The following is a 22,735-nucleotide window of genomic DNA, read 5'->3' on the forward strand; positions in this document are numbered from 1 at the left end:
TGGTAGCGGAGGAGGGATTCACACGAAAAACATAAGATACTGATTTATAACAACGTTCTTGATCGTCGTGCCGATAATTCCGCTCAATCCACCCCCAATTTTACCCCTTCGCGACAGGCCGTGCCGAAATATCGACAGGCCGACATGCGCGATCCCTGCTACGCCCGAGAACGCGGCTGTTTACAGTGTGATCGCAGAAAGGACCGCAGACTATCGACAAACACCACGGTTGCACGGCCGACCTTGGCTGCCTCGATGTCGCCGGAAGCGATGAGCTGGTAGATCTTGGATTTGCTGAGCCCCGTCATCCGTACTGCGTCGGGAATGCGAACGCTTATCGGCCCAATCGGGGGCGCGTCGTCGCCATTCGTTGCAGGCTGCCGGGCCGACATCGGACTATTTCTTACGTGCCCGGCTGAACGAGCGGTCGCTCGCCAGGAAGCCGCTAAGCATGAATGGAATGAGGTCCGGTACGGACTCGCGTCGGCCGTAGGCCGCCTCATAGGCCTCGGCGTAGTCGTTCAGCGCTTCGATGAGATCCGGCATGACGTTGATCGTGATCTTAGCCGGCGTCCGATCGGGCAGCCTTGGCAGCTTCAAATCAGCCATGACGGCCTCCCCAGGGTCCGGGCAATATGATGTCTTTGTGCACGACCACCCGTAGCGGCCAGCCGGGACGCACGCGCAAGGTCGGCTGGATATTGAGATTGCGCGTGACGAGCTGATCGCCGGCGCGCGCGCCGCTCTGCTGCGCTGACTCGCGGATCGCCCGGACAAGGTCGCTTTCGGTGCTGCCGAAGCTCAATTCAGTGCCGACGCCCAGCAGTGTCGACAGGGCGACGCCCTTCAGAAGTTGCCAAGTATGCCGGTCGATCCGGTCGGACAGACCCGCATAGCCCTGCGTATCGGTCGCCGGCACATTGTCGATACGAATCGACGAGCCGTCGGGCAGGATAATCCGCTGCCAGACGACCAGCGCACGGCTCTGCCCAAACGCTACAACGCTGTCGTAGCTGCCGATCAGCCGCGATCCTTGCGGAATGAGCAGACCGCGCCCGGTCACACTGTCATAGACGTTCTCCGTGATCTGCGCGGTGACGAGCCCGGGAAGATCCGAGTTGAGCCCGGTTATGAGGCTCGCGGCAATGATGCTGCCGGCCTGCAAGGTCCAAGGCGATACGGACTGCGCCAGCGCGTGCGGATTGATGTCGTCGTCGCGATTGGCGTGGCCGACCAATTCGTTCTTGCGCCCCTGGGCGTTAGGATCTCGGTCAGGGTCGAGGAGCGGCTTGGCAGTCTCGGCCGATGCTGGCGGAACACTTGCATCGGTAGTCACCGGTGCAGGGGCGGCGGCGCGACCGCCGCCCGCCAATTGCAGCATGACGCCAGACTCGCGTGCGGCCTTCTGCTCAGCGGCGATGCGCTGGCGCTCGGCTTCGGCTTCCTGCGCGGCCCGGCTCACCGCATCGGCAGCGGGGTCAGGGGGAACCATCCCGCCAAGCTGCCGCTGGCGCTCGAGGATCGGCCGCCCGAGATCACCGGGAAGCGGTAGCCCGAGCTTCGGCACGTCGCCATAGCTCGTCGGCGCGCCCGCGAGCGCATCAGGCGGCGCCTTCGCGCCAACCAGCTTTTCATCGCTTCGTGCGATCAGGCTCAGGGTCGCGGGCTTGAGCGCCAGCCAGGCGACGCCGATGATCGCGGTCGAGCCGGCGGCAGCGATGGCGACGATCGCACCGCGGCGAAAACGGGTGACGCGGCCCGGCGCCGCGCGCAGAACGAGCGTTTCGGGGTCGGCTTTGGGCGCCGCGATCGGCGCGGAAGAAGCGGTTGGATCGGTCACGCGCCCCTCCCGGCCTTGCGCTGCCGGCTCTTCGGCTGGGCGGCGGTGATACGGACAATCTGCTGTTTCTTGCCGCCAAGGCGCAGCTCGGCGACACCGAACAGGCGGTCGACCACATAATAGCGGCCGGCGACGCGATAGTTGACGAGCTGGGCCTCGCCATCCTCGCCAATCACGAACAGCGGGGGCGCCTCACCCACGGCGATCGCAGGCGAGAACTCGATGTAGGTCTGCCGCCCATCGTCGAACGCGCGCAGCGGCCGCCAGGCCGGCTTGTCGCCCGAGATCGCATAGTTGAAGTTGAGGCTTTCGACCGAGAGGCCCGACGCGATCGGCGTCGCCGCCACGGCTGCATCGCGCTGACGCCGGAGCGCGATCAGCTCGTCATGTGGATAGGTCCAGGAGATCGCCGCCATCGCGGTCGCGGGCGTGCTTTCGAGCTGGAGATGGTAGGTCCGGCGATCGGTAGCAATGACAAGGTTTGTGCGTAGGCCCGCCGAAAACGGCTTGACGAGGATGTGCACGCGCTTGCTTTCGCCGATGCCGCTGGTGGTATCGCCGACAGTCCAGCGCACGGTGTCGCCGGCGGCGACGGACACAATCGTTTCGCCCGGCTGCAAGGCAATGTCGGTGATGCGCTCGGGCGCGGCATAGAGCCGGTAGAGCACGCCTTCCGCCCAGGGATAGACCTGGACGGCATATATATATCCCGCGCTCGACGGCTCGCGCAGTGCCGCCCGGTTGGCGGCAGTGACGCGCGCGGTGGGTGACGCGGGTTCGCGGCTCTGCGCAGCGACGCCCATGGCAAGCGCCATCGCGCTCGCCGCCAGGATGAGGGCACGGATCATTGGTCGGTCCTTTCGGGGGATGGTGCGGCTGCGGGTTGAGCAAGGGTCGGATCGAGCGGCGAGCCCAGCGGAATGTCGGTGGGCGGCGCGACCGGGAGTGATTGTGCGGGATCGGGCACGGCCGATGGTTGCGGCGAAGGCGGCCGGTCCTGAGGCGTTTCCAGTTCGCGGCTCCAGTCGATCGCGTCAACATAGAGACCGAGCGGGTTTTTTCGGAGCACATCGGCCAAGCGCGGCGGCTTGATCTTCACCGTGAGCATCGCCGTCCAGCGTGACGTGCTGGCGAGGCTTCCCCGCTCATATTGCTGCTCGGTCCATTTGACCTGGAAGCTCGTATCCGACGCGCGGACGACGCTCGTCACCTGCACCGAAACCGTCTTGCGCCCGACATCGGCGAACGGATTGGAGGTGCGGGCATATTCGCCGAGGAACAGTGACGCACGTTCGGTCGCGAAATCATAGGCTGATAGCCAGTTTTCACGCATCAATACCGGATCGAGCGAGCGCGCTCGAACGCCGGTGATGAACCGGCCGAGGAACCATGCGATCTGCGGATCGGTCGGCCGATAGTCCTTGGCGGCAGGCGCGACGGCCTGTGCTTGCCCGAGTGCATCGACCTCGACCACATAGGGCACGACGCGGCTTTGCATCGATTGCCAGACCAGCGCGCCCGACAGACCAGTGGTCAGGAACAGGCCGCCGAAGGCCATCAGCCGCCAGTTCTTCGCCTGTGCGCGAGCCGAGCCGATACGCTCATCCCAAAGCTGGCCCGCTCGTTGGTAGGGTGTCTCGGGTTCGGGCGTTCGCCCATAGCGCTGCAATGCGCGTCGAAATTTCATCGCTCAGTCCCTTTCCTTGATGTCTGGAGTGGCGCCAGCGCCGCCGCGGTCGCCGCCCTGGATTGCGTGGATCGCCATCTGGCGGCGGTGGCGAGCATTCTGGCTGGCATGAAGCTTCTGCGCCCAGGCGGGTGTTCCTTCAGCTGCGCCTATCGGCGCGGCTGCGGGGGCGGCGCCGCCGGCACGGGTGCTTCCTGCTTCCCATGCGGCGCGCTGCCCACGATCGGCGGCAGCGCTAACGCCGAGACCGCCGCTCATCCGGTTGGCAGCCGCGCCGCGCATGGCGGTCGCAACGCCGCCGAGGCCCGCGCCGACGCTGGTCGAGCCCGAGGTTTCCTGCCCGAGCTTGTAGGCAGTGGATGCGGCAGACCCCATCGATGTACCGGCGCGGATCGCGCCGAGACCGGCCCCCGCGAGACCGCGTGCCGCGCCGACGGCGCCAGCGCCTGCCATCGCAAGACCTCCGCCGGCAAGCACGGTAGTGGCGATCACCGATCCGGCGCCGAGCTGCGGCGCGCCGGCGACGAGGCCGGATGCGATTCCCGGGCCGAAGATGGAGAGGCCAAAGATCGCGAGGCTCGCGAGCATCAGCGACACGGCCTGTTCGATCGACACCTCGTCGCCGGTGATCGCACTGGTGAAGTCGGCGAAATAGTTAGAGCCGATGCCGACGATGACCGCGAGCACCATGACCTTGATGCCCGAACTGACGACGTTCCCGAGCACCCGTTCGGCGAGGAACGACGTGCGGTTCCACAGCGCAAAGGGCACGAGCACGAAGCCGGCGAGCGAAGTAAGCTTGAATTCGAGGATTGTGATGAAAAGCTGGATCGCGAGGATGAAAAAGGCGGCGATGACGACGACCCAGGCGATCACCAGCACGGCGATCTCGATGAAATTGTCGAAGAAGGCGATCGGGCCAACCAACTCCTTCGCCTGCTCGAGGAGCGGCCATGCTGCCTCGAAGCCGGTCCCGGCCAGCTTGCCGGGTCGCAATAAATCGTCAGCCGTAATCGCGCTGCCCCCTGCGGTGAGGCCGAGGCCGGCGAAGCTGCGAAAGATGATATCGGACAGTGTCGAGAAGCTGTTGAGGATCAGGGCGAAGACGCCGACATAGAGGATCTTTTTGAGGAACTTGGCGATGACGTCGTCTTCGCCGCCGAGCGCCCAGAACAGCCCGGCGAGCGTGATGTCGATGCCGATCAGGATCGTGGTCAGGAAACCGACGTCACCGCCCAACAGGCCGAACCCGCTGTCGATGTAGGAGGCGAAGGCCTCCATGAACTGATCGATGACATTCAGGTCATCCATATGGGCGGGTTCCTGCTTGAAGTTGAAAGGTGTCGCGGGGACCGGCGGCCATGAGAGGGGCAAGCCCTACGGCCCCCGCGACGAGACAGGTTCGGACCCGGGGGGAGCTGGGGGCGCGGTCCTCGCCTGCCTCAGCTCATTGGCGTGGCGTGTAAGCCTTGCCGTCGCCGAGGAAGCGGCGCGTCGACTCGCGTGCCTCGCGCGCGATCTGGCCCCGCTGCGCCTGCTCGACCGATTCCGCCCGGAACTGCGCCGCCATCATTTGCTGAAGCTGGAGCTGCTGCTTGGCGGTGAGCGCGAGAAGCTGGTTCGTGGCCTGCTGCGCCTGAAGCGAGCCTTCCGCGCCCTGGCTGCGCGCGACGATGTCGGCGAGCGCCTGCGTGTCGCTCCGTACGTTGTCGACGATGCGGTTCTGGACCCCCATCGTCTGGCGAAACGCGGACATCGCGGTATCGAGTTGATCGCGTGCGCGAGCCACACGCTGATCGCGGCGGAACACCTGATCGAACTCCTGCGGGTAGAGCTGGCGGAAGCGCTCGTCGAGCTGATCGATGCGGAAGTCGACGCCCTGCGCCTGGCCCATGAGCTGGTCGATCTGCTGGAGGCGCTGGCGAAGCTCCTGAAGTTGCGGGAAATCGATCCGGGACAGGTTCTTGCCCTGGTTGATCAGCATCTGCGCTTCGTTCTGGAGACTCTGGATCTGGTTGTTGATCTGGGCAAGCGTGCGCGCGGCGGTGAGCAGGTTTTGCGAATAGTTCGATGGATCGAACACACTGAGCTGGGCCGCGACGGGCGTCGAGGTCAACGCGATGCCGATACCGAGCGAGCCGACGGCGCCGAGCGCGAGAGCGGAGAGGCACGCATATTTGCGGATAGGGATACGGGGCACGGGAAATTACTCCTTGTCTTCTGGGGGGCGGGCGGCAGGGTGACGCCCAAGCAGGTCGGCCGCCCAATCGAGGCCGGCTTGGGAGAGAAAGGTCGCGGCGAAGTCGGCCTGGCCCTTTTCGGCCAGCACCGCGTCTATGCGCTTCTGGCTGTCGGGATCGGACGCGCCGCACAACGCCAGCGCGATCGGGCCTAGCCCAAGCTCGAACAGCCGGTTGCCGCGCGCTGATTGCAGATAATATTGCCGCTTGGGCGTCGCGCGGCTGACCAGTTCGATCTGGCGCGCGTTGAGACCGAAGCGGACGTAGACCGTCTGGCCCTGCGGCTCGATCGCCCGATCATTGGGCAGCAAGATGCGCTGCGGACAGCTTTCGATGATGGCCGGCGCGATCGTGCTGTCGGCGATATCGGCTAGGCTCTGTGTCGCGAACACGACGCTGACGTTCTTCTTGCGCAGCACCTTCAGCCACTCACGGATGCGCGCGGCGAACAGCGGGTGGTCGAGGAACACCCAGGCTTCATCCAGTACGAGAAGCGTCGGCCGCCCGGTGAAGCGCTCCTCGAGACGATGGAACAGGTAGGTCAGCACGGGCGCAACGACGCCCGCCTGCCCCATCAGCGCTTCAGTCTCGAAGCACTGCACGTCGGCGATCGCTAGATCGTCTTCGGCGGCGTCGAGCAGGCGGCCGAACGATCCTTCGAGCGTATAGGGCGCGAGCGCCGATCGCAGCGGTGCCGATTGCAGCAGCAGCGACAGGCCGGTGAGCGTGCGTTCCTCGATCGGGGCGGTCGCGAGATTGGTGAGCGCCGACCAGACGGCCTCCTTGATCTCGGGTGTGACCAGTACTTTCTCATGGGCGAGCAGCGCGCCGATCCATTCGGTCGCCCAGGCGCGTGCGTTGGAGCGATCGATGTGGCGCAGCGGCTGGAAGGCGATCGTTCGCCCGCCCACGTCATCGGCATGACCGCTCTCACCGCCAAGCCCGAGCGCGTGATGCGCGCCGCCCATCGCCAGCACGGCCGCGCGCGCCGAAAATCCCTTGTCGAAGACATAGACCTGGGAGTCTGGATATCGCCGGAACTGAAGCGCGAGCATTGCGAGCAGCACCGACTTTCCGGCCCCGGTGGGTCCGACGATCAGCATATGACCGACGTCGCCGACATGCGTGCTGAGACGGAACGGCGTCGAGCCGCTGGTTTCCGCATAAAGCAGCGGCGGACCGTCGAGGTGCGGATTACGCGCCGGTCCTGCCCATACCGAGGACAGCGGCATGAGATGCGCGAGATTCAGGGTGTGGACGATCGGTTGCCGGACGTTCGCATAGACATGGCCCGGCAGGCTCGACAGCCACGCCTCGACCACATTCATGCCCTCGCGGATGCAGGTGAAGCCGAGCCCGTTGACGATGCGCTCGACCGCGCGGACCTTTTCCTCGACGCGGGCGCGGTCGATATCGGCAACGGTGATCGTCGTCGTCAGATAGCCGAACGCGACATGATCGCCGCCGAGCGCCTGCAAGGCGAGGTCGGCATCGACCACCTTGTTGTCGGCATCGCTGTCGAGAAGCTGGACCGGCTGGTTGTAGATGACTTCGCGCAGCAGCGCGGTGATCGACTTGCGCTTGTTGAACCACTGCCGCCGCAGGCGAGTGAGCGCTTTGGTTGCGTCGGTCTTGTCGAGCGCAATGAAGCGCGTCACCCAGCGATAGCCAAAATCCTCATGGTTGAGTCCGTCGAGGATGCCGGGACGGCTCGCGTTCGGAAATCCGAGGATGGTGAGCGTCCGCAGATGCTCGTCGCCGAGCATCGGTTCGAGCCCGCCGGTCAGCGGCGTGTCGGCGAGCAGCCCGTCCAGATAGATGGGCGTTTCGGGCACGGCGACGACATGGCGGCGCGCGGAGATCGCACCGTGGAGAAAGGTCAGCATTTCGCTGTCGCCGAGCGCGCGCACCTCGGGCATGAAGCCTCTGAACAGGTCAAGCGCACGATCCGTCTCGGCGATGAAGCCGGCAAGCGCTTGTCGCCAGTCGCGGCCCTTCGCGTCGTCGCTGCGCTCGATCAGCGCTCGGCCCGCCGTGTCCGCCTGATCGGGCGGAGGCAGGAGGGTGAGCGTCAGATAATAGCGGCTCTCGAAATGCGCGCCCGCGCTTTCGAACGCCGCGCGCCGTTCCTCATCGACCAGCCACGACGCCGCATCGGGAAAGCTGCTGTCGGGATAACCCAGCGCTTCGCGCCGCTCGGCCTCGAAATGGAGTGCCCAGCCCGAGCCGAAGCGCTTCAGGACATTGTTCGCCCGCGCGCAGGCGGCGACAAGCTCGGCTTCGGTGGCGGATTCTAGATCGGGGCCGCGGAACCTGAGGACGCGCAAAAAGCTGCCGTCCTTGTTGAGCACCACGCCGGGCGCGACAAGCGCCGCCCATGGAAGATGATCGGCGAGCCGGTCGGCCTTCTGACGGTATTCGCGCAGATTCAGCATGACAGATGCCCCTTCTGGCGAAGGTGGCGGACAAGGACCGGGGCGAAGTCGGGATCGCGCTTGGCGGCGAACACCGCGAGAGTGTGCCCGAACGCCCACATGGCCAGCCCGGCGATCCACTGCTGGAGACCGAGTCCGAGCGCGGCCGCGATCGTACCATTGACGATCGCGATCGCTCGCGGCGCCCCGCCAAGCAGGATCGGCTCGGCAAGCGCGCGGTGCATCGGCGCCTCGAACCCCTCGATATGGCTGGCGCCATAGGAATTTGGCGCGTTCACGAGATGAGCGCCCCGCCGCCGAAGCTGAAGAAGCTGAGGAAGAAGCTCGACGCCGCAAACGCGATCGACAGGCCGAAGATGATCTGGATGAGGCGCCGGAACCCGCCTGCCGTCTCGCCGAACGCGAGCGTCAAACCGGTGACGATGATGATGATCACCGCGACGATCTTGGCGACAGGACCCTGGACCGATTCGAGGACCTGCTGAAGCGGTTCCTCCCACGGCATGCCCGAGCCGGCGGCCTGCGCGGTGGCGGCGAGCGCAAGCCCGAGGCCGATGGCGGCGCCGGTGAGGAAGATGCTCCGACGATCGGGAATACGGGCAGGAATACGGGACAAGCGCATGGTCATTCTCCTTGGGGTTCGAGGGCGTGGTCGGGAGTAAGGTCGAGGACGGCGTAGCCGCCGTCGGGATCGAGGCCGGCGACGCGCGCGATCGTGTCGACGCGGCGCGCGAGGCCGCGCCCGGCGATGAACACGATCATGTCGATGGCGTCGGCGATCAGCCGGCGCGGAACGGTGACGACGCTTTCCTGCACGAGCTGCTCGAGCCGGTAGAGCGCCGACACTGCCGAATTGGCGTGGACGGTTGCGATGCCGCCCGGATGCCCGGTGTTCCAGGCTTTGAGCATGTCGAGCGCTTCGCGCCCGCGCACCTCGCCAACGACGATGCGATCGGGGCGGAGCCGCAATGTCGAGCGGACAAGATCAGCCATCGTGACGCCGCCGGCTCCGGCAGTGCCAATCGTACGCGTGCGCAGCCCCACCACGTCGGGCGCGGCGCATTGCAACTCACGCGTGTCTTCAATGATGATGACGCGTTCGTCGAGGTGCGCCATCTCGGCGAGCAGCGCGTTGGCAAGCGTCGTCTTGCCCGAACTGGTGCCACCCGCGACCAGGATGTTCTTGCGCTCGACCACGGCCATCGACAGCAGTCGCGCCGTGTCGGCGGGCATGATGCCGTCCCGCACATAGTCGAGCAAAGTGTAGATGCGCGCCGCGGGCTTGCGGATCGAGAAGCACGGCGCGAGGCTGACCGGCGGCAGGATACCCTCGAACCGCTCGCCCGCGCCTTCGCCGTGCGGTGGCAGCTCGGCTGACACGATCGGCGCATTGCCATGAACCTCTGTCCGTGCGTGGCTGGCAACCAGGCGGATGATCCGCTCGACCTGCGCGGGCTCATATTTGGTGCCGGTATCGATCCGGCCTTCGCCGAGTCGATCAAGGCGCAACACGCCGTCCGGGTTCACCATGATCTCGATGACCACCGGATCGGCCAGCGCTGCGGCGATGGTCGGCCCCATCGCGGTGCGCAGCATCGCGCGCCGACGCCCTGCGGAATTATCGGAGCCGAAAAGCGTGTCGCTCATCGCCCACCTCCATTGTCTTTCGCGGAGGCAGCAAGCGTGCGCTGGCCGCTGGCGAGCGCTTCGCCGACGCGGGCAATGAACGCCTCGAAGCGGTCTCGGCCGATCGCACGCGCCGCTTCGTCGGCTTCGGCCAAAGGGGCCTGCACCATCAGTTCATAGCGGATGAACAGCGCCAGGCTCTCGAGCAGCACATGCCCGTCACGCTCGACACGCCCCAGCGCGAGCGACATGCGATCGAGCCGCTGGCTGAACTTGTTCTCCAGCTCGCTCGCCGCCTGCCGGTTGAGCCAGGCGGTGAGCGCGTCGGTGAGGATCGCCGATTTGGACGCGCCGGGCTGGCTCGCCAGCGCCTCGAAGCGGTGGCTCAGATCTTCGGGCAGGAAGAGCTGGTAGCGGACGCGGTTGGGTTTGATCGCGGCCATTGTCAGAAGTCCGGCAGCATGTCGGCGCTGCGACCCTGATTGATCGCGTGAGCGCGGATCAGCGTGCCGGTGGCGCCGGCGCGGTCCATCGCGTGCTTGTCGGCGATCGTGTCGGTGTCGTCGCTGTCCAGGCCGAGCAGGTCGAGCTGCTTTGGCGGCTCGGGTTTTTTGGCGGGTTCTTCGCCGAGGCCGGGGTGGCGCTGCTGTTGCAAGCCGCCGTCCTCATCCGCCTTCGCATCGTCATCGGGCTTGCCGAGCCGGGTATCGGGCGCGCGGACCAGTCCGCTCCAGTCGTTGGGGCGTGCCTGCGGCCGGTCGGGATAGTCTCCGGGCGCGGGCTGCGGCGGCGGTGCGATCCGCTCGCGGAAATTGCGGTCCTCGTAATAGCGCAGCTTCCTCGCGCGGATCGGGGCCATGCCGGAGACAAGGACAAGCTCATCCTTGGGCGGGAGCTGCATCACCTCGCCGGTGGTCAGGAGTGGCCGGGCGGTCTCCTGCCGGCTGACCATGACGTGCGCCAGCCAGGGCGCGAGCCGGTGGCCGGCATAGTTGCGCATCGCGCGCTGTTCGGTGGCGATGCCGAGCGCGTCCGAAATCCGCCGCGCCGTGCGCTCGTCGTTGGTCGCAAACGCGACGCGGACATGGCAGTTGTCGAGGATCGAGTTGTGCTCGCCATAAGCCTTCTCGATCTGGTTCAAGGACTGCGCGATCAGGAAGGCGCGCACTCCATAGCCCGCGAGAAAGGCAAGACTGGTCTCGAAGAAGTCGAGCCGCCCCAATGCCGGGAACTCGTCGAGCATCATCAGGAGCTTGTGCTTGCCCGCCCTGGCGGGATCGGCATCGAGCTTTTCGGTGAGGCGGCGGCCGATCTGGTTGAGCACCAACCGCACCAGCGGCTTGGTGCGGCTGATGTCCGATGGCGGGATGACAAGGTAGAGCGAGACCGGATGGCCGGCCTCGACGAGATCGGCGATCCGCCAGTCGCAGCGCGATGTCACCGCGGCGACGGTCGGGTCGCGATAGAGCCCGAGAAACGACATTGCGGTGGAGAGGACGCCGCTGCGCTCGTTCTCGCTCTTGTTGAGCACCTCGCGCGCCGCCGAGGCGACGACGGGATGGATCTGCGGCGCATCCTTCGTGCCGAGGTGATTGGTGGTCATCATCCGCCGGAGCGTGGCGGTGAACGGCCGCTGCGGGTCCGACAGGAATGTGGCTACCCGTGCGAGCGTCTTTTCTTCCTCCGCATAAAGGACGTGGAGGATCGCGCCGACCAGGAGCGAATGGGAGGTTTTCTCCCAGTGGTTGCGCCGTTCGAGCGCGCCTTCGGGATCGACCAGGATGTCGGCGATGTTCTGGACGTCGCGGACCTCATGCTCGCCGCGCCGGACCTCCAGCAGCGGGTTGTATTTGGCGGAAGCGGGATCGGTCGGATTGAACAGCAGGACGTGGGAGAAGCGCGCGCGCCAGCCGGCGGTGAGCTGCCAGTTCTCGCCCTTGATGTCGTGAACCACGGCGCTGCCGGTCCAGCCAAGCAGTGTCGGTATGACCAGCCCGACGCCCTTGCCCGAACGGGTTGGCGCGAACGCCATGATATGTTCGGGGCCGTCATGCCGGAGATAGCGGCCGCGCGAGCGGCCCAGGAATACGCCGGCATCACCGTAAAGGCCGGCCCGCTCGATCTCGTTCGGCCTGGCCCAGCGCGCCGAACCATAGGTGGTGACGTGACGCGACTGCCGCGCGCGCCAGAGCGAGCCTGCGATCGCCGCGCCGCAGCCGATGAAACCGCTCGCGCCGGCGAGCGCGCCGGCCTTGTCGAAAACATGCGGCGCATAGGCATCGTAGTGATACCACCAGGGGAAGAGCGCCCAGGGACGATAGACCGGCGTGCTTCCAGCCATGAACCAGGCCGGACCAAGTTCGGGCTGGTAGGCGAGCATCGCCGCCGCCCATTGGGTCGCCGCCCAGAGGCCCGCGATCACGATTGCGAACACGACAAGGATCTGGCCGATGAGCAATTTGGTCGGGGTCACGTTGAAGCTCCCGCCCATACCGCCGGATGCGGTCGGGGCGCGGCTTCAAGACTCGGCTATGGGCCGCCCGAAATGAACGGAGCCGCTGGGGGCTGGTGGGTGACCGAAGGAGATCACTCGTCGGCGACTGACTCAATATTCCAGCTCTGTTCTTTTGATCGAGCTATGACCCGAGTTGATGATTCTGCCCTGTCGTTGTCCCTCGAGGTGGCACTGACCACCACACCGCACCGCCGATGACCCGCTACACCCTGCAAAAATCCGAGCTGCAAATTCGGGCTTGCGTGTCGGATTATCAGACATTATATCGCATTTAATGTAGTGAAATCGTGCGAGGCATGCATGGCGACAATCGCTCCTCCGCAGCCCGCGGCAACCGCGTTTCCCAAAGCCGACGCCATTAGGGCGTTGGTCGACGAACTGCTGCAAGTGGCCAGGGCTGAGGCACAGGTGCGCGGAATTGCCCTGCCTCCGGAAAACCCGAAGATCATCCAGGCGCCCGTGCCACTCGACTCCTTGTCCGTGGTCGACACGCTTTGCGCGGTGGAGCAGGTCCTCGACATCGAGCTTCGCGACAGCATCGTCCGCACCGGCGGCTACAATTCGATCGAGAAGGCGATTGACGACCTCCTCCCTAAGATCGAACGCGTCTGGGTTAAGAAGAAAGGGTCGAAGCCATGACCAATCTCGCACTCCGCCAGGAAGGCGACGAGCAGGAGCGGCGGCGCTTGGGCGACCGTCTGCGCGAAGCACGGAAATATCTCGGCCTCAAGCAGGAAGAAGTTGCTGCCTATCTCAAGATTCCCCGGACCGCGCTTACCGATATCGAGAATGGCCAGCGCCGCGTTGAAGCGATCGAACTGACGCGGCTTGCCCGTCTTTACCGCCAGTCGGTGGCCTATTTTACCGGCGAAGACGAGGCCTCCGCGAGCCTTCCCGCCGATGTCGCCCATCTGGCGCGACGCGTTGCGGCCTTGTCGACTGAGGACCGGGCCGAGCTGAGCCGGTTTGCCGAATATCTCCGCTCGCGGTCTGGCGGCGAACGGAGCTGATCGATGGCGTCGGATTATGCGAGCGCGGTTCGCGCTGGTACGATGGCAGCGGGCCGCCTGCATCGCGAACTCGATACGCGCGCACTGATCGAGACCCAAGGCGGCAGCGTCGATGTCTTCGGCGCGATCCATGCCGTGGGTCTACCCTTGCTGCTTCGTCCTCTGAAAGGCCTGCTCGGCGCCTATCTCAGCGCACCTGCTCCTGGCGTTCTCGTCACGACGGAACGACCGATGAGCATCCAGCGCTTCACGGCCGCGCACGAACTCGGGCATTTTTCGATGCGACACGAGCCGAGCCTCGACGATGAGAGCATCCTGCGCCGGATGCCGATGTCGCCCGAACCGGGAAACAACTTCGAGGAAACCGAAGCCGACGCCTTTGCGATCGCCTTCATGATGCCGAAATGGCTGGTGCTCGCGCACAGCGCGCGACAAGGATGGCAGATCGATCATTTCCGGCGCCCCAATGTCGTCTATCAGCTCTCGCTGCGGATCGGCGCCAGCTATGAGGCGACGTGCCGCACCCTGGTTCGCTACAATCTGATTTCGCCATCGGTGATGACCGACCTGCTCCGGACGCAGCCGCGCAGCCTGAAGGTCGATCTCCTCAAGGACTATCGGCCCGACAACTATCGCGGCGACGTCTGGCTGCTGACCGAGCGCGATGCCGGCTCGCGGATCGATGGCAGTCGCAATGATCTTTTCGTGCTGCAGCTCGAAGAACATAGCGGCGGTGGGTATCTCTGGGATCTCGACCAACTGATCGCCAGCGGCTTCGCCGTCGTTCGAGACGAGCGTGAGGCAATCGACGGCGATGGCATCGGTGGTCCCGTTGTCCGCCGTGTCACCGCGGCGCCCGATGCGCCGCGGCGCGGCCGCATGTCGCTCGACGAGCGGCGGCCGTGGCAGCCTGCGCCGGCCCTCACCAGCCTGACGCTCGATTTCGACCTCACCGGCCCGGAACAGACGGGCCTGTCGCGCGCCGAACGGCGGCACCTGCTCGAGGCCGCCTGACGCCCCATGATCGATATCGTCCGTGACCTTCGGCCGCTGTTCGGGCCTGCGCGCGATCAAGGCGCGCGGCCGACATGCCTCGCATTCGCCGCGAGCGACACCCACGCCGGGCTTCGCGACGGCTGGGCACCGCTGTCGTGTGAATTCGCCTTTTATGCCGCGCAGAAACGGGCGGGCAGACCGCCGACGAGCGGCGCACTGCTATCCACAATGCTGGACGCGCTACGGCTCGATGGCCAACCCGACGAGAAAGGCTGGCCGTATCTGGCAGCGGTTCCAGCCGATCATCGACTGTGGACGCCGCCGGCGACCGTTGGCCCGCTCTATGGCCGCAACGGACAGAGGGATGGAACCGACCTGTCATCCATCCTTGCCGCGCTGGATCGTGACACGCCGGTGCTCATGCTGACGATGCTGTCACGGTCTTTCTTCCAGCCGCGCGGTGATGGCGTCGTCGATCCGGCGAACGACGAACTCCCCGAGCCAGCGCAACGGCACGCGGTCGTCGCGGTCGGGCATGGAACCGTGGACGGCACCCCGGCCATTCTCATCCGCAACAGCTGGGGACCAGGTTGGGGCTTGGAAGGCCACGCCTGGCTTACTGAGCGCTTTCTAGCGCCGCGCCTTTTCGCCACGGCAAATTTGACGGAGGAAGTCGATGTATCTTCCCATACCGCCGCAGCCTGACTGCGTTGCTGGCTGGCGCGAGGCGGTCCGGCTCGTCGACCTCGCCACCGGACACCAGGCGCAGAATGTCGTCATCTCCGTGGCCGAGCCGACTGCGCGCGCAACACTCGCCGATCCCGTCGTGGCGGAAGTCGATGCCTTCCTTTCGGGCCATGGCAAGAAGCCCATCGAGACGGTCGCCAACACGATTTTTCCGGCAGCGCTGTACAGGCGCTACGGCGCGCCGCAATTCTTCGACCGGTTTCGCGACAACGTGCTGCCGAAGGTCCGGAGGTCGGGCGCTTGGTCGGGCTATTATTTCGAACGGATGATGGAATTGCCCCGCGCCGACGGCCAGCCAATCAATCAAATCTGGGGCATCGTCGAGCGCCTGCGCAACCCGAACGTCCGAGCGCTCAACAAATTCGAACTGCTGATCTTCGACCCCGCCCGCGACGTGAATGACTCGCCCTACGGCGGTCAGTGCCTGAGCTTTGCCAGTCTCAAGCTGATCGGCAAGGGCGACGATCGTCGCCTCGGCATGACCGCGCTCTACCGCAATCACTACTATATCGAAAAACTGCTCGGCAATCTGATCGGCCTCGGCCGTCTGCTCGAATTCATCGCCAAGGAAGGCGGGGTCGCGCTGGGTCCGCTCACGATCGTCTCGACCAACGCCACGGTCGACACCGCCAACTGGAACCGCGGCGATCTTAAGCAACTCTTTGAACGCTGCGATCAGGCGAGCGCACATCTCCGTGCTGCGGCGTGAGGCGCGCCCAACGGCAGTTCTAGCGGCTCATCGTTGTCATCCGCGACACCGTACAGGCTGAACATGCCCTCGATGAACTCGCGCTGCCCGCCGTAGCTCGGATGGCGGACCGCGGTGGTCGGAATGTCGAGACCGTCCAGCGCCAGGTGAGCGTCGCGCCCGATCGCGACGATCTGGCGGGGCCGGATCATTGACACGAGGGCTTGCAATATCGGCCAGGTCGCCTCGCGCTCGCTTCGCGTGTGGCATCGGTTCGACATCGGATCATCCGCTTCATGGGGATGGAACGGGAAAACGTTCCAGAGCATGACAGGCTGACCGATCCGCTCTAGCACACGCCAGACGATCGCCGCGGTGCGCTCCGCCACGGCGGGTCCCTGCGTCGCACGTTCAAATGCGATGCCGCCCATCAGCGTGCCGGCATGTCCGAGGTGAATTTCGTCGGTCAGCGGTACGCCCGTACGCCGCCCCCCGCGATAGCCGAGATCACGCGCGATCCAGATCGTTTCGACGCGATGATCAAGCGCCGCGGTGAGCAGCATTTCGAGATTGTCGCGGCGCCGGGCGGCGGCGTCGCTGCGGTCATGGACCGTGCAGCGATCGCGCCAGGGATTGAACACTGAGGGAAGTTCGGTCGCCGCCAGGGTGGACACAAAGGATTTCGGGGTCATGACGGCAATTCCTTGATACGCAGGCGGCGATTGGCGAAGTCGATCAGGACGCGGCCGCGCCGATGCTCCTGAAGGAAGCGGAAAGCCGTATAGCCCTGGAGGATCGCTTCCTCCCAAAGCCACAGCGGACAGCGTTCTGATTCGTAGCCGGCGACGAACTGGCGGACATGCTTCAGCATGTCCAGCGGAAGGCCACCGCGCTTCACGTTTTCAAAGTACCGGAGTTGCTGCGCTTGTCCGAAAATCCAGGAAGTTATGCCCTCTTCGATGAGAATCGCCCGAGCACCGTCTTCGGCGTCGTCGAGTTTCGGATCGCTCTTGCGCTTGAGACGGAGCAGCGCACGCAGCACTGGCGACCAGCCAAGCACCGCGACATAAGCGTAGTGAAAGACATCGTGGAAACGATAGTCGTCGGGTTCGAGCGCGTTGTCGGTGAGCCGGTCGCCGACATACACACCGCTTGAGCGTTGATACACGAATGTCTGCCCGCGAACGGTGCGTTCATAGACGTCGATCGCCATCCGCCGCGGCAATTGCTCTTCTGGGTCGAGCGCCGCATCGGTCGGCGCCGGATAGATGCGCTCGCGCGGCCAGCGATCGAAGATCTTGTGAAGATTCTTCACGGCGGCAGCCTCGATGGTAACACCGGATTCGTTTGCCGCCTGGATCAACCGGCGCATGACCGCGACCAGCCGGCCCGCGAGTGCTTCGCGGTCCTTCGCAAGACCGCCCGCCTGGAAATCGTTGATGAGCAGCCCAACGTCGCCTGCCAGCGCGAGCAGGCTATGCTCGAACTGCGGCATCGGTGCCTTGGCAAGCGGAATGTGCTGCGGCTGCAGCGCATGGAAACTGAGCGTTTCGTTGCCGCCCGTCTGCCATTGTCCGCCGTTTGTCGCCGCGGCGGCAGCGATGTCGCTGAGCGCCATGCGGCTGCGCCGTGCGATCGCCGCCAGATACCAAAGGACGTCACCAAGCTCTTCCGCGACGGCGTGAGCGTAACCCAGGTAGGAGGCATCGTCGCGCTGCTTTTTCTTGGCCTCACTGAGCAAGCTGCCGACTTCGCCGAAAAGGCCAAGCATCGAGAAGCCCAGTGCGCGGCCACCGCTGCGTTGATCAGTCCGCGCGGCCTGCTTCGCATAATCCGCAACAGTGAGAGCTTCGAAATCCTCGCTCATCGCCTGCCCTTCCGGCGATCCGATATCGCGTCTGCGGGGACGCTCACGCCATAGGCTTCAAGTGCCCGCAGTACGATCATCCGGATCGGCTCGCGGGAATCGAGCGACCGTTGACCGAGATCGCGTTTCGTAACGGCAGGAATCTGCACCTGAAGATGCTCGTCGCCGACATCGGTTTGCGCTGCGATATTTTTCATGAATCCATGAAAACATAATTTCATGAAAATAGAAAGCCCGAATCCTCCGGATCAGGAGACGCTCGGCCCGCTGCGCTGCCGCCCGAGTGTCCAGTTGATCCCGCCGTCGCGCATGATGCCCGAGACCGATTTACCGACATGGCGATCGAGAACAGAGCGCCACGGCACCAGCGTGAAATCGCGCGACCGTTCGATGAGCGCATGGCGACCACTCGTCATCTCGACTGCGCGCACGAGCCTGCCTTGAACAGCCTCCCCCTCTCTGGCCTCGGCGAACGGAACGCCTAACTTGTCGGAGAGCTGGCGGGCGACACGCAGCAATTCTCGCCGCTGGAGCGCGGCGAGCATCCCTCGCCGATAGACCGTCTGCCCATCCTGTTCGTCTGCAAGCTGTTCGGTGATCAGCCATTGCCGTCGCATCGCCTGCGCTGAACGAACCTCGTGCCCGAACCCAGCATCGCGCACTGGCACCGGCGCTTCGGCGACCAGCTCGCGATCGAGCCAGGTCGCGGCATCGGTTCCCGGTAATTTGTCGAGCGGGATCGCCGACAGGGTTTCAATGGCAACGGGGTGGTCGCGGAACTGCATGGCTTCGAACCTCTCGACCCTGGCGAGATGGTCCGGCGCGATGATCCAGCTTCCGTCGGGCTCGCGCTCGACGACGCCCGAGATTTTTCGCATCGCTTCAAGCCGCCGGACATGCGTTTCGGCGAAGCGTTCGCTGGCGGTCGGATCGTGCTTCAGATGGGCGTCGATCGAATAGCGCCCGCCGTTCGCCGCCGCGATCTCGTCGATCGTCCGATCGACGGCGCGAATGCCGCCCTCGCGTGGCGCGATCCGGACGATGGCATTTTCGGGGATCGTGTCGACCAGCTCGCCCTTGCCGATCTCGGCATAATGGGTGCGCCCGTCGATGCCGTCGACCAGCAGATAATGACGGTCTTCATGTTCGTCGGCGAGCCCGCGCATCACGACGCGGCCGATGATCGGCGTCGCCTCCTTCGCGACCGGGTCGTAGATGACGCGATCGACCGCAGCACGATCGAGCTTCCGCGCGGTCAGCTCGCGCTGCATGGTGCGGATGATGTCGCCGCGCTCGCCGATCTGGCGCAGTGTGTTCGCAAGGTCGGGCTCAAGCCGCCAGGTGCCGTTGCCGACATGCGAGGCGAGTCCCATGCGCCCGAGTTTCTGCAGGCGACCGACGCGAAGCGATTGCTGGAAGGGATCGCCATCGCTCGCGCTGACCAGCCGCGCGGTATCCATGTCGCGGATCAGCCGTCTGTCGATCGCGGTCAGCCGCTCGGCACCCGTATCGCTGCGAAGCCGCTCTTCGATTTCAAGGTCGGTGCGCGGCCCCAGGTCGAGGTTGACGATCTCGATCGCCCGCTGCCGGCTCCCGTGCGAGATATACTCGCGCGCGATCAGCAGATTCTCACCCCGATCGTTTACGCCGCGCACCACGATATGCGTGTGCGGATGGCCGGTATTGAAATGGTCGACCGCCACCCAATCGAGCTTTGTCCCAAGATCCTGCTCCATCTGCGTCATCAGCCGGCGCACGAACGGCTTCAAGTCGGGATACTGGTCGGCGTCCTCGGCCGACACGATGAACCGGAACTGGCGGCGGTCGCCGTCACACCGTTCGAGGAACGCCTTGCCATCGGCGACGTCGCTGTCGGGCGAGTAGAGCGCACCAGCCTCGCCCTCACGGGTCACGCCGTCGCGCTGAATATAGCGAAGGTGCGCCTTCGCACCGCCCATGCCTTTCCCGCCAAGGCCGACAGGCCGTATCTTGACGATCACGCGGCGCGACCGGAACGCGCCCAATCGGTCGCGCGATCTGAGCACCCGCGCAACACTCGCGCCGCGCCCGATCCGGCTGCCGTCGAAACGGCCGCGCCTGCCCGTTTTCATGCCGGCCCGCTTTGCCGCTTTCACGACGCGGCTCAGGTAGCGCTGCTCCTTGCCCCGGCCGCGCATCCGGCCCAGCTGCGGTTCGAACTCATCATCGCGCATAGCGGCGTCCTTCCATGCCGGAATGACGCTCCCCGCCGATAAGAATGGCGCGTCCTCGCCAGAGCGCAAGGAGTCTCGCGATTGGGATCGGAAAAGCCCAGAAAACCGCCACTCCTGGTAACCCTGTCTCGCACTCAAAGGGCGAGTCTCGCAAAAGCCTTCAAAAAACGATGTGCAGACAAACACTTACAAAATCGCGAGATTTTGCCTCTATCTTGCCATCGAGCCCGACTGCCACCTGCCGCCCCAGACGCCCGCTTTGCCTTCCCGCCTTCCCGATCAAAAAAGGGGAGCGGCGCCATGCGGCACCACTCCCGCGAACCTGCCCCTTCAACAGCGCATCGCCTTATTGCCAGCCTGCCTGTTCGGCCTGACGCAGCGCCCGATTGCACCGCTTCAGCCTCTTCTCAGCGGCCCTTAATTCGGCTTCGATCTGCCGCCGTTCTCCCGCGTCATCGCACCATGAAAGCTCCGCGCGAAGCTCCTCGATCTGTTGTTCAACCGACATCTCATCCTCCTGATACAAGCGAAAGATGAGCCATCGCCCGGCGGGGAGCGGGCGGGGTCAACCACCGCGCAGCGGCCGCGAAGCGGGCGACGGGGGAGCCGATTTTCTCGTCGCCGGAGTGGAGCGAAGCGGAACGCAGGTGGCGTGAAAATTGGGGGAACCGTCGATGGTTGAGGCGGTCCGTTCGCCGCCGGATACTCGGTGCTTGCTGAGCGGATTTCTTCCTCTCTGCAGGCCCGCAAGCGCGTTCCGGTGCAGGAAAAGGCCCACGCCAAGCCCTCAAGGCATGAGGAAAGCCCCGCGCCGGGTGACCGGCGCGGGGCCGATCCGGCTCAGTCGCCGGGGTTCCAGATAACGGCGAACGCGTCGTCGTCGTCCTGCCCGGCGGCGCGGCCGAGATTGGCGTAGAGGGTGCGGCCGCCAAGTTCGGGGGCCGACATGGCGAGGCGGACATATTCGCGCTGGCTCACCTCGCCGGTGCGGATCCAGCCGCCGCCCAGTTCGACGCCGTTCGACAGCACGCGGTAGTCGGGCTGGTCCCCGGTCTTACTGCGGTTGGGGATGATGGCGATCTCGGCATTGACCGAAAGCGTCTTCAAGGCGCCCCGGAACGAACCGTCGTTCTGGCGCTGGACATGACCGATTGAGGGCATTTCTCGTCTCCTTGCACATTCGCCCGACCCGATGCCGGGCGATGGGCGGACCGAAGGGACGGCCCTTGAGCGCGCTGCGAACCGCAGGCCGAAGCGAAGCGGAGGACCGGAAGCGCGGGGCTGATTTGGAGCGAAGCGGCCGCGAGGAGCGCCGCCAAAGCGGCGCGGGGAAATCAGTTCCGCGCGATGGTTTCGCGAGGCGCGCGGCCGTCCCAGGTCATGCGCCCAAGGAGCCGGCGACGGGTTGGTGAGACACGAAAGGACGAGATGCGCGCGCGGACAGGAAGCCCAGTCCGGCGTCTTTCCGGGAAGCCATGATTGCTTTCGCGGCCACGAGGCCGCGGCTATAGCCTCACGGCGATGAACGAAGGAACGACGATTGCGGGGCAGATCGAACGGCTGATCGTGCGGCTGGACGGCGCGGCGGTGTGCGATGCCTGCGTGACTGACCGGCTCAACCTGTCGGTTACCGCACAGGCCAATGTCGTCACCTGCGCGCTCGGCGGCACGCGCGGATTCGAGCGGCAGAAGGACGAATGCACGTTATGCGGAAGCGCCCGGACGGTGATCCGCCGCACCGCCCGGTAGGTCAGGCGGCAGGGGTTTTCGGCACGCGAGCGCGCAGTGCGGCGCGATTTGGGCTAGTTGCCGTCGCCCGCGAGCGCGCGCGACAGCGCCTCGTTGGTCGCGTCGATCTCGATGCGGTCTGCGAAAATCGCGCACCAGCCGCCACCGAACTCCCCGATGCGGGGCTTGGAACAGGTCATGGCCCATTCAAAGCCGATCGGCCCCTTGGCGAGCGTTTCGGGGCAACATCGCTGGATCACCACCGCGATGGCAGCGGCATCGAAATCGTCCATGCTGGCGAAACACACGATCCGCGCGGATGGATCGTCGGGGCAGGTTTCAGCGATGAAATCGGCTCCGATGGTGGGAAATTCGGGATCGTTGAACGCCTCGCGAAACCCGCTCCACCGCGCGTTCGCATCGTCCGGCGGAAAGGCTGCGAGCAGCGCCGCGCTCGGCGGATCGGGCGCGTCGTCATTCGCTAGCGCGTAGCCAGCGTTTGCGACTTCCTCGATCAGCGCGCACTCGGCGGCGGTGCAGCGAAAGGCGAAGCTGCCCTGAATCCAGATGTCAGCCATTGCTCGCCTCCTCCCGTTCGGGCGTGATGACAAGCGGGGGCACCGCGAAGTCGGCCGCATCGAAATGCGCGATGATCGCCGCATAGCTGCCCAATCGCTCGGCGGTGCAGCGCCCCATGAGGATATAGTCGTCCTCGTCGGCAGCGTAGCTTTGCGGTTCGCCGCTGCCGGTGAACACGGTGCGTTCCGCACCCCACTGGCAGGCATAGGCGCCCGACCAGCGCGCGAAGAAAAGCCCATGCGCGATGCAGAAGGCTTCGAGTCCCTCGAACCGCCCCCAGGCGACCTCGTGCGCCATGAGCGCCAAGGGCTCGCCCTCGGGCAGATCGCCGAGCGCGAAGGGTTCGCCGTCCCATTCGGTGGACAGCCCTTCGTTCGCGATGGCCTCGGCGAAGGCGGGAAGCTGGCTGGCGGGGAGCGTCCCGCCGATGGTGATGGATGCCGAAACACGGTCGGCCATGACAAGTCTCCTGTCTGAAATCCGCGCCGCGAGGGCCGCTTGCGGCCGAGCGGCGCGGCGATTTTATGGGGGACGGAACGGGCGGCGGGTGCGCCGCCGCCCGTC

Annotated in this window: 26 protein-coding genes; 6 read left to right on the plus strand and 20 right to left on the minus strand. The window is 65.4% G+C overall.

Annotation, left to right across the window (positions count from 1 at the left end; translation table 11 throughout):
• Positions 1–158 precede the first annotated feature (158 nt).
• The 13 genes from QOL68_RS18320 to QOL68_RS18380 form a co-directional block, all read right to left on the minus strand.
• The gene (locus QOL68_RS18320) at positions 159–392 is read right to left on the minus strand and encodes a helix-turn-helix domain-containing protein (RefSeq protein ID WP_051035681.1); all 234 of its coding nucleotides are present in this window, start codon (positions 390–392) and stop codon (positions 159–161) included.
• A 4-nt stretch (positions 393–396) separates the two neighbouring features.
• The gene (locus QOL68_RS18325) at positions 397–609 is read right to left on the minus strand and encodes a DUF2274 domain-containing protein (RefSeq protein ID WP_017499928.1); all 213 of its coding nucleotides are present in this window, start codon (positions 607–609) and stop codon (positions 397–399) included.
• Positions 602–1,840, minus strand: a complete 1,239-nt coding sequence (locus QOL68_RS18330; protein WP_017499929.1) for a TraB/TrbI/VirB10 family type IV secretion system protein — start codon at positions 1,838–1,840, stop codon at positions 602–604. The genes QOL68_RS18325 and QOL68_RS18330 overlap by 8 nt, the downstream gene beginning before the upstream one ends.
• Positions 1,837–2,688, minus strand: a complete 852-nt coding sequence (gene trbG, locus QOL68_RS18335; protein ID WP_006635655.1) for a P-type conjugative transfer protein TrbG — start codon at positions 2,686–2,688, stop codon at positions 1,837–1,839. Before trbG ends, QOL68_RS18330 begins: the two co-directional genes overlap by 4 nt.
• On the minus strand, positions 2,685–3,527 hold the full coding sequence (trbF, locus tag QOL68_RS18340) for a conjugal transfer protein TrbF (RefSeq protein WP_026108910.1): 843 nt from the start codon (positions 3,525–3,527) through the stop codon (positions 2,685–2,687). The genes trbG and trbF overlap by 4 nt, the downstream gene beginning before the upstream one ends.
• 3 nt (positions 3,528–3,530) lie before the next feature.
• Positions 3,531–4,838, minus strand: a complete 1,308-nt coding sequence (trbL, locus tag QOL68_RS18345) for a P-type conjugative transfer protein TrbL (protein WP_017499931.1) — start codon at positions 4,836–4,838, stop codon at positions 3,531–3,533.
• Positions 4,839–4,974: 136 nt separating this feature from the next.
• Positions 4,975–5,727, minus strand: coding sequence for a P-type conjugative transfer protein TrbJ (gene trbJ, locus QOL68_RS18350; protein ID WP_017499932.1), 753 nt, complete (start codon positions 5,725–5,727; stop codon positions 4,975–4,977).
• A gap of 6 nt (positions 5,728–5,733) precedes the next feature.
• Positions 5,734–8,202 carry a conjugal transfer protein TrbE gene (gene trbE, locus QOL68_RS18355; RefSeq protein ID WP_017499933.1) on the minus strand — a complete coding sequence of 823 codons (2,469 nt, stop codon included), beginning with the start codon at positions 8,200–8,202 and terminating at the stop codon, positions 5,734–5,736.
• On the minus strand, positions 8,196–8,426 hold the full coding sequence (locus tag QOL68_RS18360; RefSeq protein WP_051035683.1) for a VirB3 family type IV secretion system protein: 231 nt from the start codon (positions 8,424–8,426) through the stop codon (positions 8,196–8,198). The genes trbE and QOL68_RS18360 overlap by 7 nt, the downstream gene beginning before the upstream one ends.
• Before the next feature lie 50 nt (positions 8,427–8,476).
• Positions 8,477–8,830: a TrbC/VirB2 family type IV secretion system protein gene (locus QOL68_RS18365; RefSeq protein WP_017499935.1), complete on the minus strand. Its 354-nt coding sequence runs from the start codon at positions 8,828–8,830 to the stop codon at positions 8,477–8,479.
• On the minus strand, positions 8,827–9,849 hold the full coding sequence (gene trbB, locus QOL68_RS18370) for a P-type conjugative transfer ATPase TrbB (protein WP_017499936.1): 1,023 nt from the start codon (positions 9,847–9,849) through the stop codon (positions 8,827–8,829). The genes QOL68_RS18365 and trbB overlap by 4 nt, the downstream gene beginning before the upstream one ends.
• Positions 9,846–10,271, minus strand: a complete 426-nt coding sequence (locus QOL68_RS18375) for a YlcI/YnfO family protein (protein ID WP_017499937.1) — start codon at positions 10,269–10,271, stop codon at positions 9,846–9,848. Before QOL68_RS18375 ends, trbB begins: the two co-directional genes overlap by 4 nt.
• A gap of 2 nt (positions 10,272–10,273) precedes the next feature.
• The gene (locus tag QOL68_RS18380) at positions 10,274–12,301 is read right to left on the minus strand and encodes a conjugal transfer protein TraG (protein WP_038292469.1); all 2,028 of its coding nucleotides are present in this window, start codon (positions 12,299–12,301) and stop codon (positions 10,274–10,276) included.
• A 342-nt stretch (positions 12,302–12,643) separates the two neighbouring features.
• On the opposite strand from QOL68_RS18380, the gene QOL68_RS18385 reads away from it, so the two are divergent.
• Genes QOL68_RS18385 through QOL68_RS18405 form a run of 5 tightly spaced genes read left to right on the plus strand, consistent with a single transcriptional unit; the run spans position 12,644 to position 15,805 of the window.
• On the plus strand, positions 12,644–12,982 hold the full coding sequence (locus QOL68_RS18385; RefSeq protein ID WP_017499939.1) for a hypothetical protein: 339 nt from the start codon (positions 12,644–12,646) through the stop codon (positions 12,980–12,982).
• The gene (locus QOL68_RS18390; protein ID WP_017499940.1) at positions 12,979–13,353 is read left to right on the plus strand and encodes a helix-turn-helix domain-containing protein; all 375 of its coding nucleotides are present in this window, start codon (positions 12,979–12,981) and stop codon (positions 13,351–13,353) included. Before QOL68_RS18385 ends, QOL68_RS18390 begins: the two co-directional genes overlap by 4 nt.
• 3 nt (positions 13,354–13,356) lie before the next feature.
• Positions 13,357–14,367 (plus strand): ImmA/IrrE family metallo-endopeptidase, encoded by a 1,011-nt coding sequence (locus tag QOL68_RS18395; protein WP_017499941.1) that lies wholly within the window; start codon positions 13,357–13,359, stop codon positions 14,365–14,367.
• Between the two features lie 6 nt (positions 14,368–14,373).
• A complete protein-coding gene (locus QOL68_RS18400) occupies positions 14,374–15,054 on the plus strand; it encodes a C1 family peptidase (RefSeq protein ID WP_017499942.1) in 681 nt (226 codons plus the stop codon).
• Positions 15,026–15,805: a thymidylate synthase family protein gene (locus QOL68_RS18405; protein ID WP_017499943.1), complete on the plus strand. Its 780-nt coding sequence runs from the start codon at positions 15,026–15,028 to the stop codon at positions 15,803–15,805. Before QOL68_RS18400 ends, QOL68_RS18405 begins: the two co-directional genes overlap by 29 nt.
• Here the strand turns inward: QOL68_RS18405 and QOL68_RS18410 are convergent.
• The 5 genes from QOL68_RS18410 to QOL68_RS18430 form a co-directional block, all read right to left on the minus strand.
• A complete protein-coding gene (locus QOL68_RS18410) occupies positions 15,772–16,476 on the minus strand; it encodes a uracil-DNA glycosylase (RefSeq protein WP_017499944.1) in 705 nt (234 codons plus the stop codon). The two genes, QOL68_RS18405 and QOL68_RS18410, sit on opposite strands and share 34 nt — an antisense overlap.
• A complete protein-coding gene (locus tag QOL68_RS18415; protein ID WP_017499945.1) occupies positions 16,473–17,651 on the minus strand; it encodes a nucleoside triphosphate pyrophosphohydrolase family protein in 1,179 nt (392 codons plus the stop codon). Before QOL68_RS18415 ends, QOL68_RS18410 begins: the two co-directional genes overlap by 4 nt.
• On the minus strand, positions 17,648–17,848 hold the full coding sequence (locus tag QOL68_RS18420) for a hypothetical protein (RefSeq protein ID WP_017499946.1): 201 nt from the start codon (positions 17,846–17,848) through the stop codon (positions 17,648–17,650). Before QOL68_RS18420 ends, QOL68_RS18415 begins: the two co-directional genes overlap by 4 nt.
• A 51-nt stretch (positions 17,849–17,899) precedes the next feature.
• Positions 17,900–19,864: a relaxase/mobilization nuclease RlxS gene (gene rlxS, locus QOL68_RS18425; RefSeq protein WP_017499947.1), complete on the minus strand. Its 1,965-nt coding sequence runs from the start codon at positions 19,862–19,864 to the stop codon at positions 17,900–17,902.
• 840 nt (positions 19,865–20,704) lie between these two features.
• Complete coding sequence (locus QOL68_RS18430) at positions 20,705–21,025, minus strand: DUF736 domain-containing protein (protein ID WP_017499949.1); 321 nt, start codon at positions 21,023–21,025, stop codon at positions 20,705–20,707.
• A 360-nt stretch (positions 21,026–21,385) separates the two neighbouring features.
• Between QOL68_RS18430 and QOL68_RS18435 the strand changes: the two genes are divergently transcribed.
• Positions 21,386–21,613, plus strand: coding sequence for a hypothetical protein (locus tag QOL68_RS18435; protein WP_017499950.1), 228 nt, complete (start codon positions 21,386–21,388; stop codon positions 21,611–21,613).
• Between the two features lie 53 nt (positions 21,614–21,666).
• Here the strand turns inward: QOL68_RS18435 and QOL68_RS18440 are convergent, their stop codons facing one another.
• Positions 21,667–22,170, minus strand: a complete 504-nt coding sequence (locus tag QOL68_RS18440) for a hypothetical protein (RefSeq protein ID WP_017499951.1) — start codon at positions 22,168–22,170, stop codon at positions 21,667–21,669.
• The gene (locus QOL68_RS18445; RefSeq protein WP_017499952.1) at positions 22,163–22,630 is read right to left on the minus strand and encodes a hypothetical protein; all 468 of its coding nucleotides are present in this window, start codon (positions 22,628–22,630) and stop codon (positions 22,163–22,165) included. Before QOL68_RS18445 ends, QOL68_RS18440 begins: the two co-directional genes overlap by 8 nt.
• Positions 22,631–22,735 lie beyond the last annotated feature (105 nt).

This window comes from Sphingopyxis sp. Geo25, from assembly GCF_949769135.1.
GTDB lineage: Bacteria > Pseudomonadota > Alphaproteobacteria > Sphingomonadales > Sphingomonadaceae > Sphingopyxis.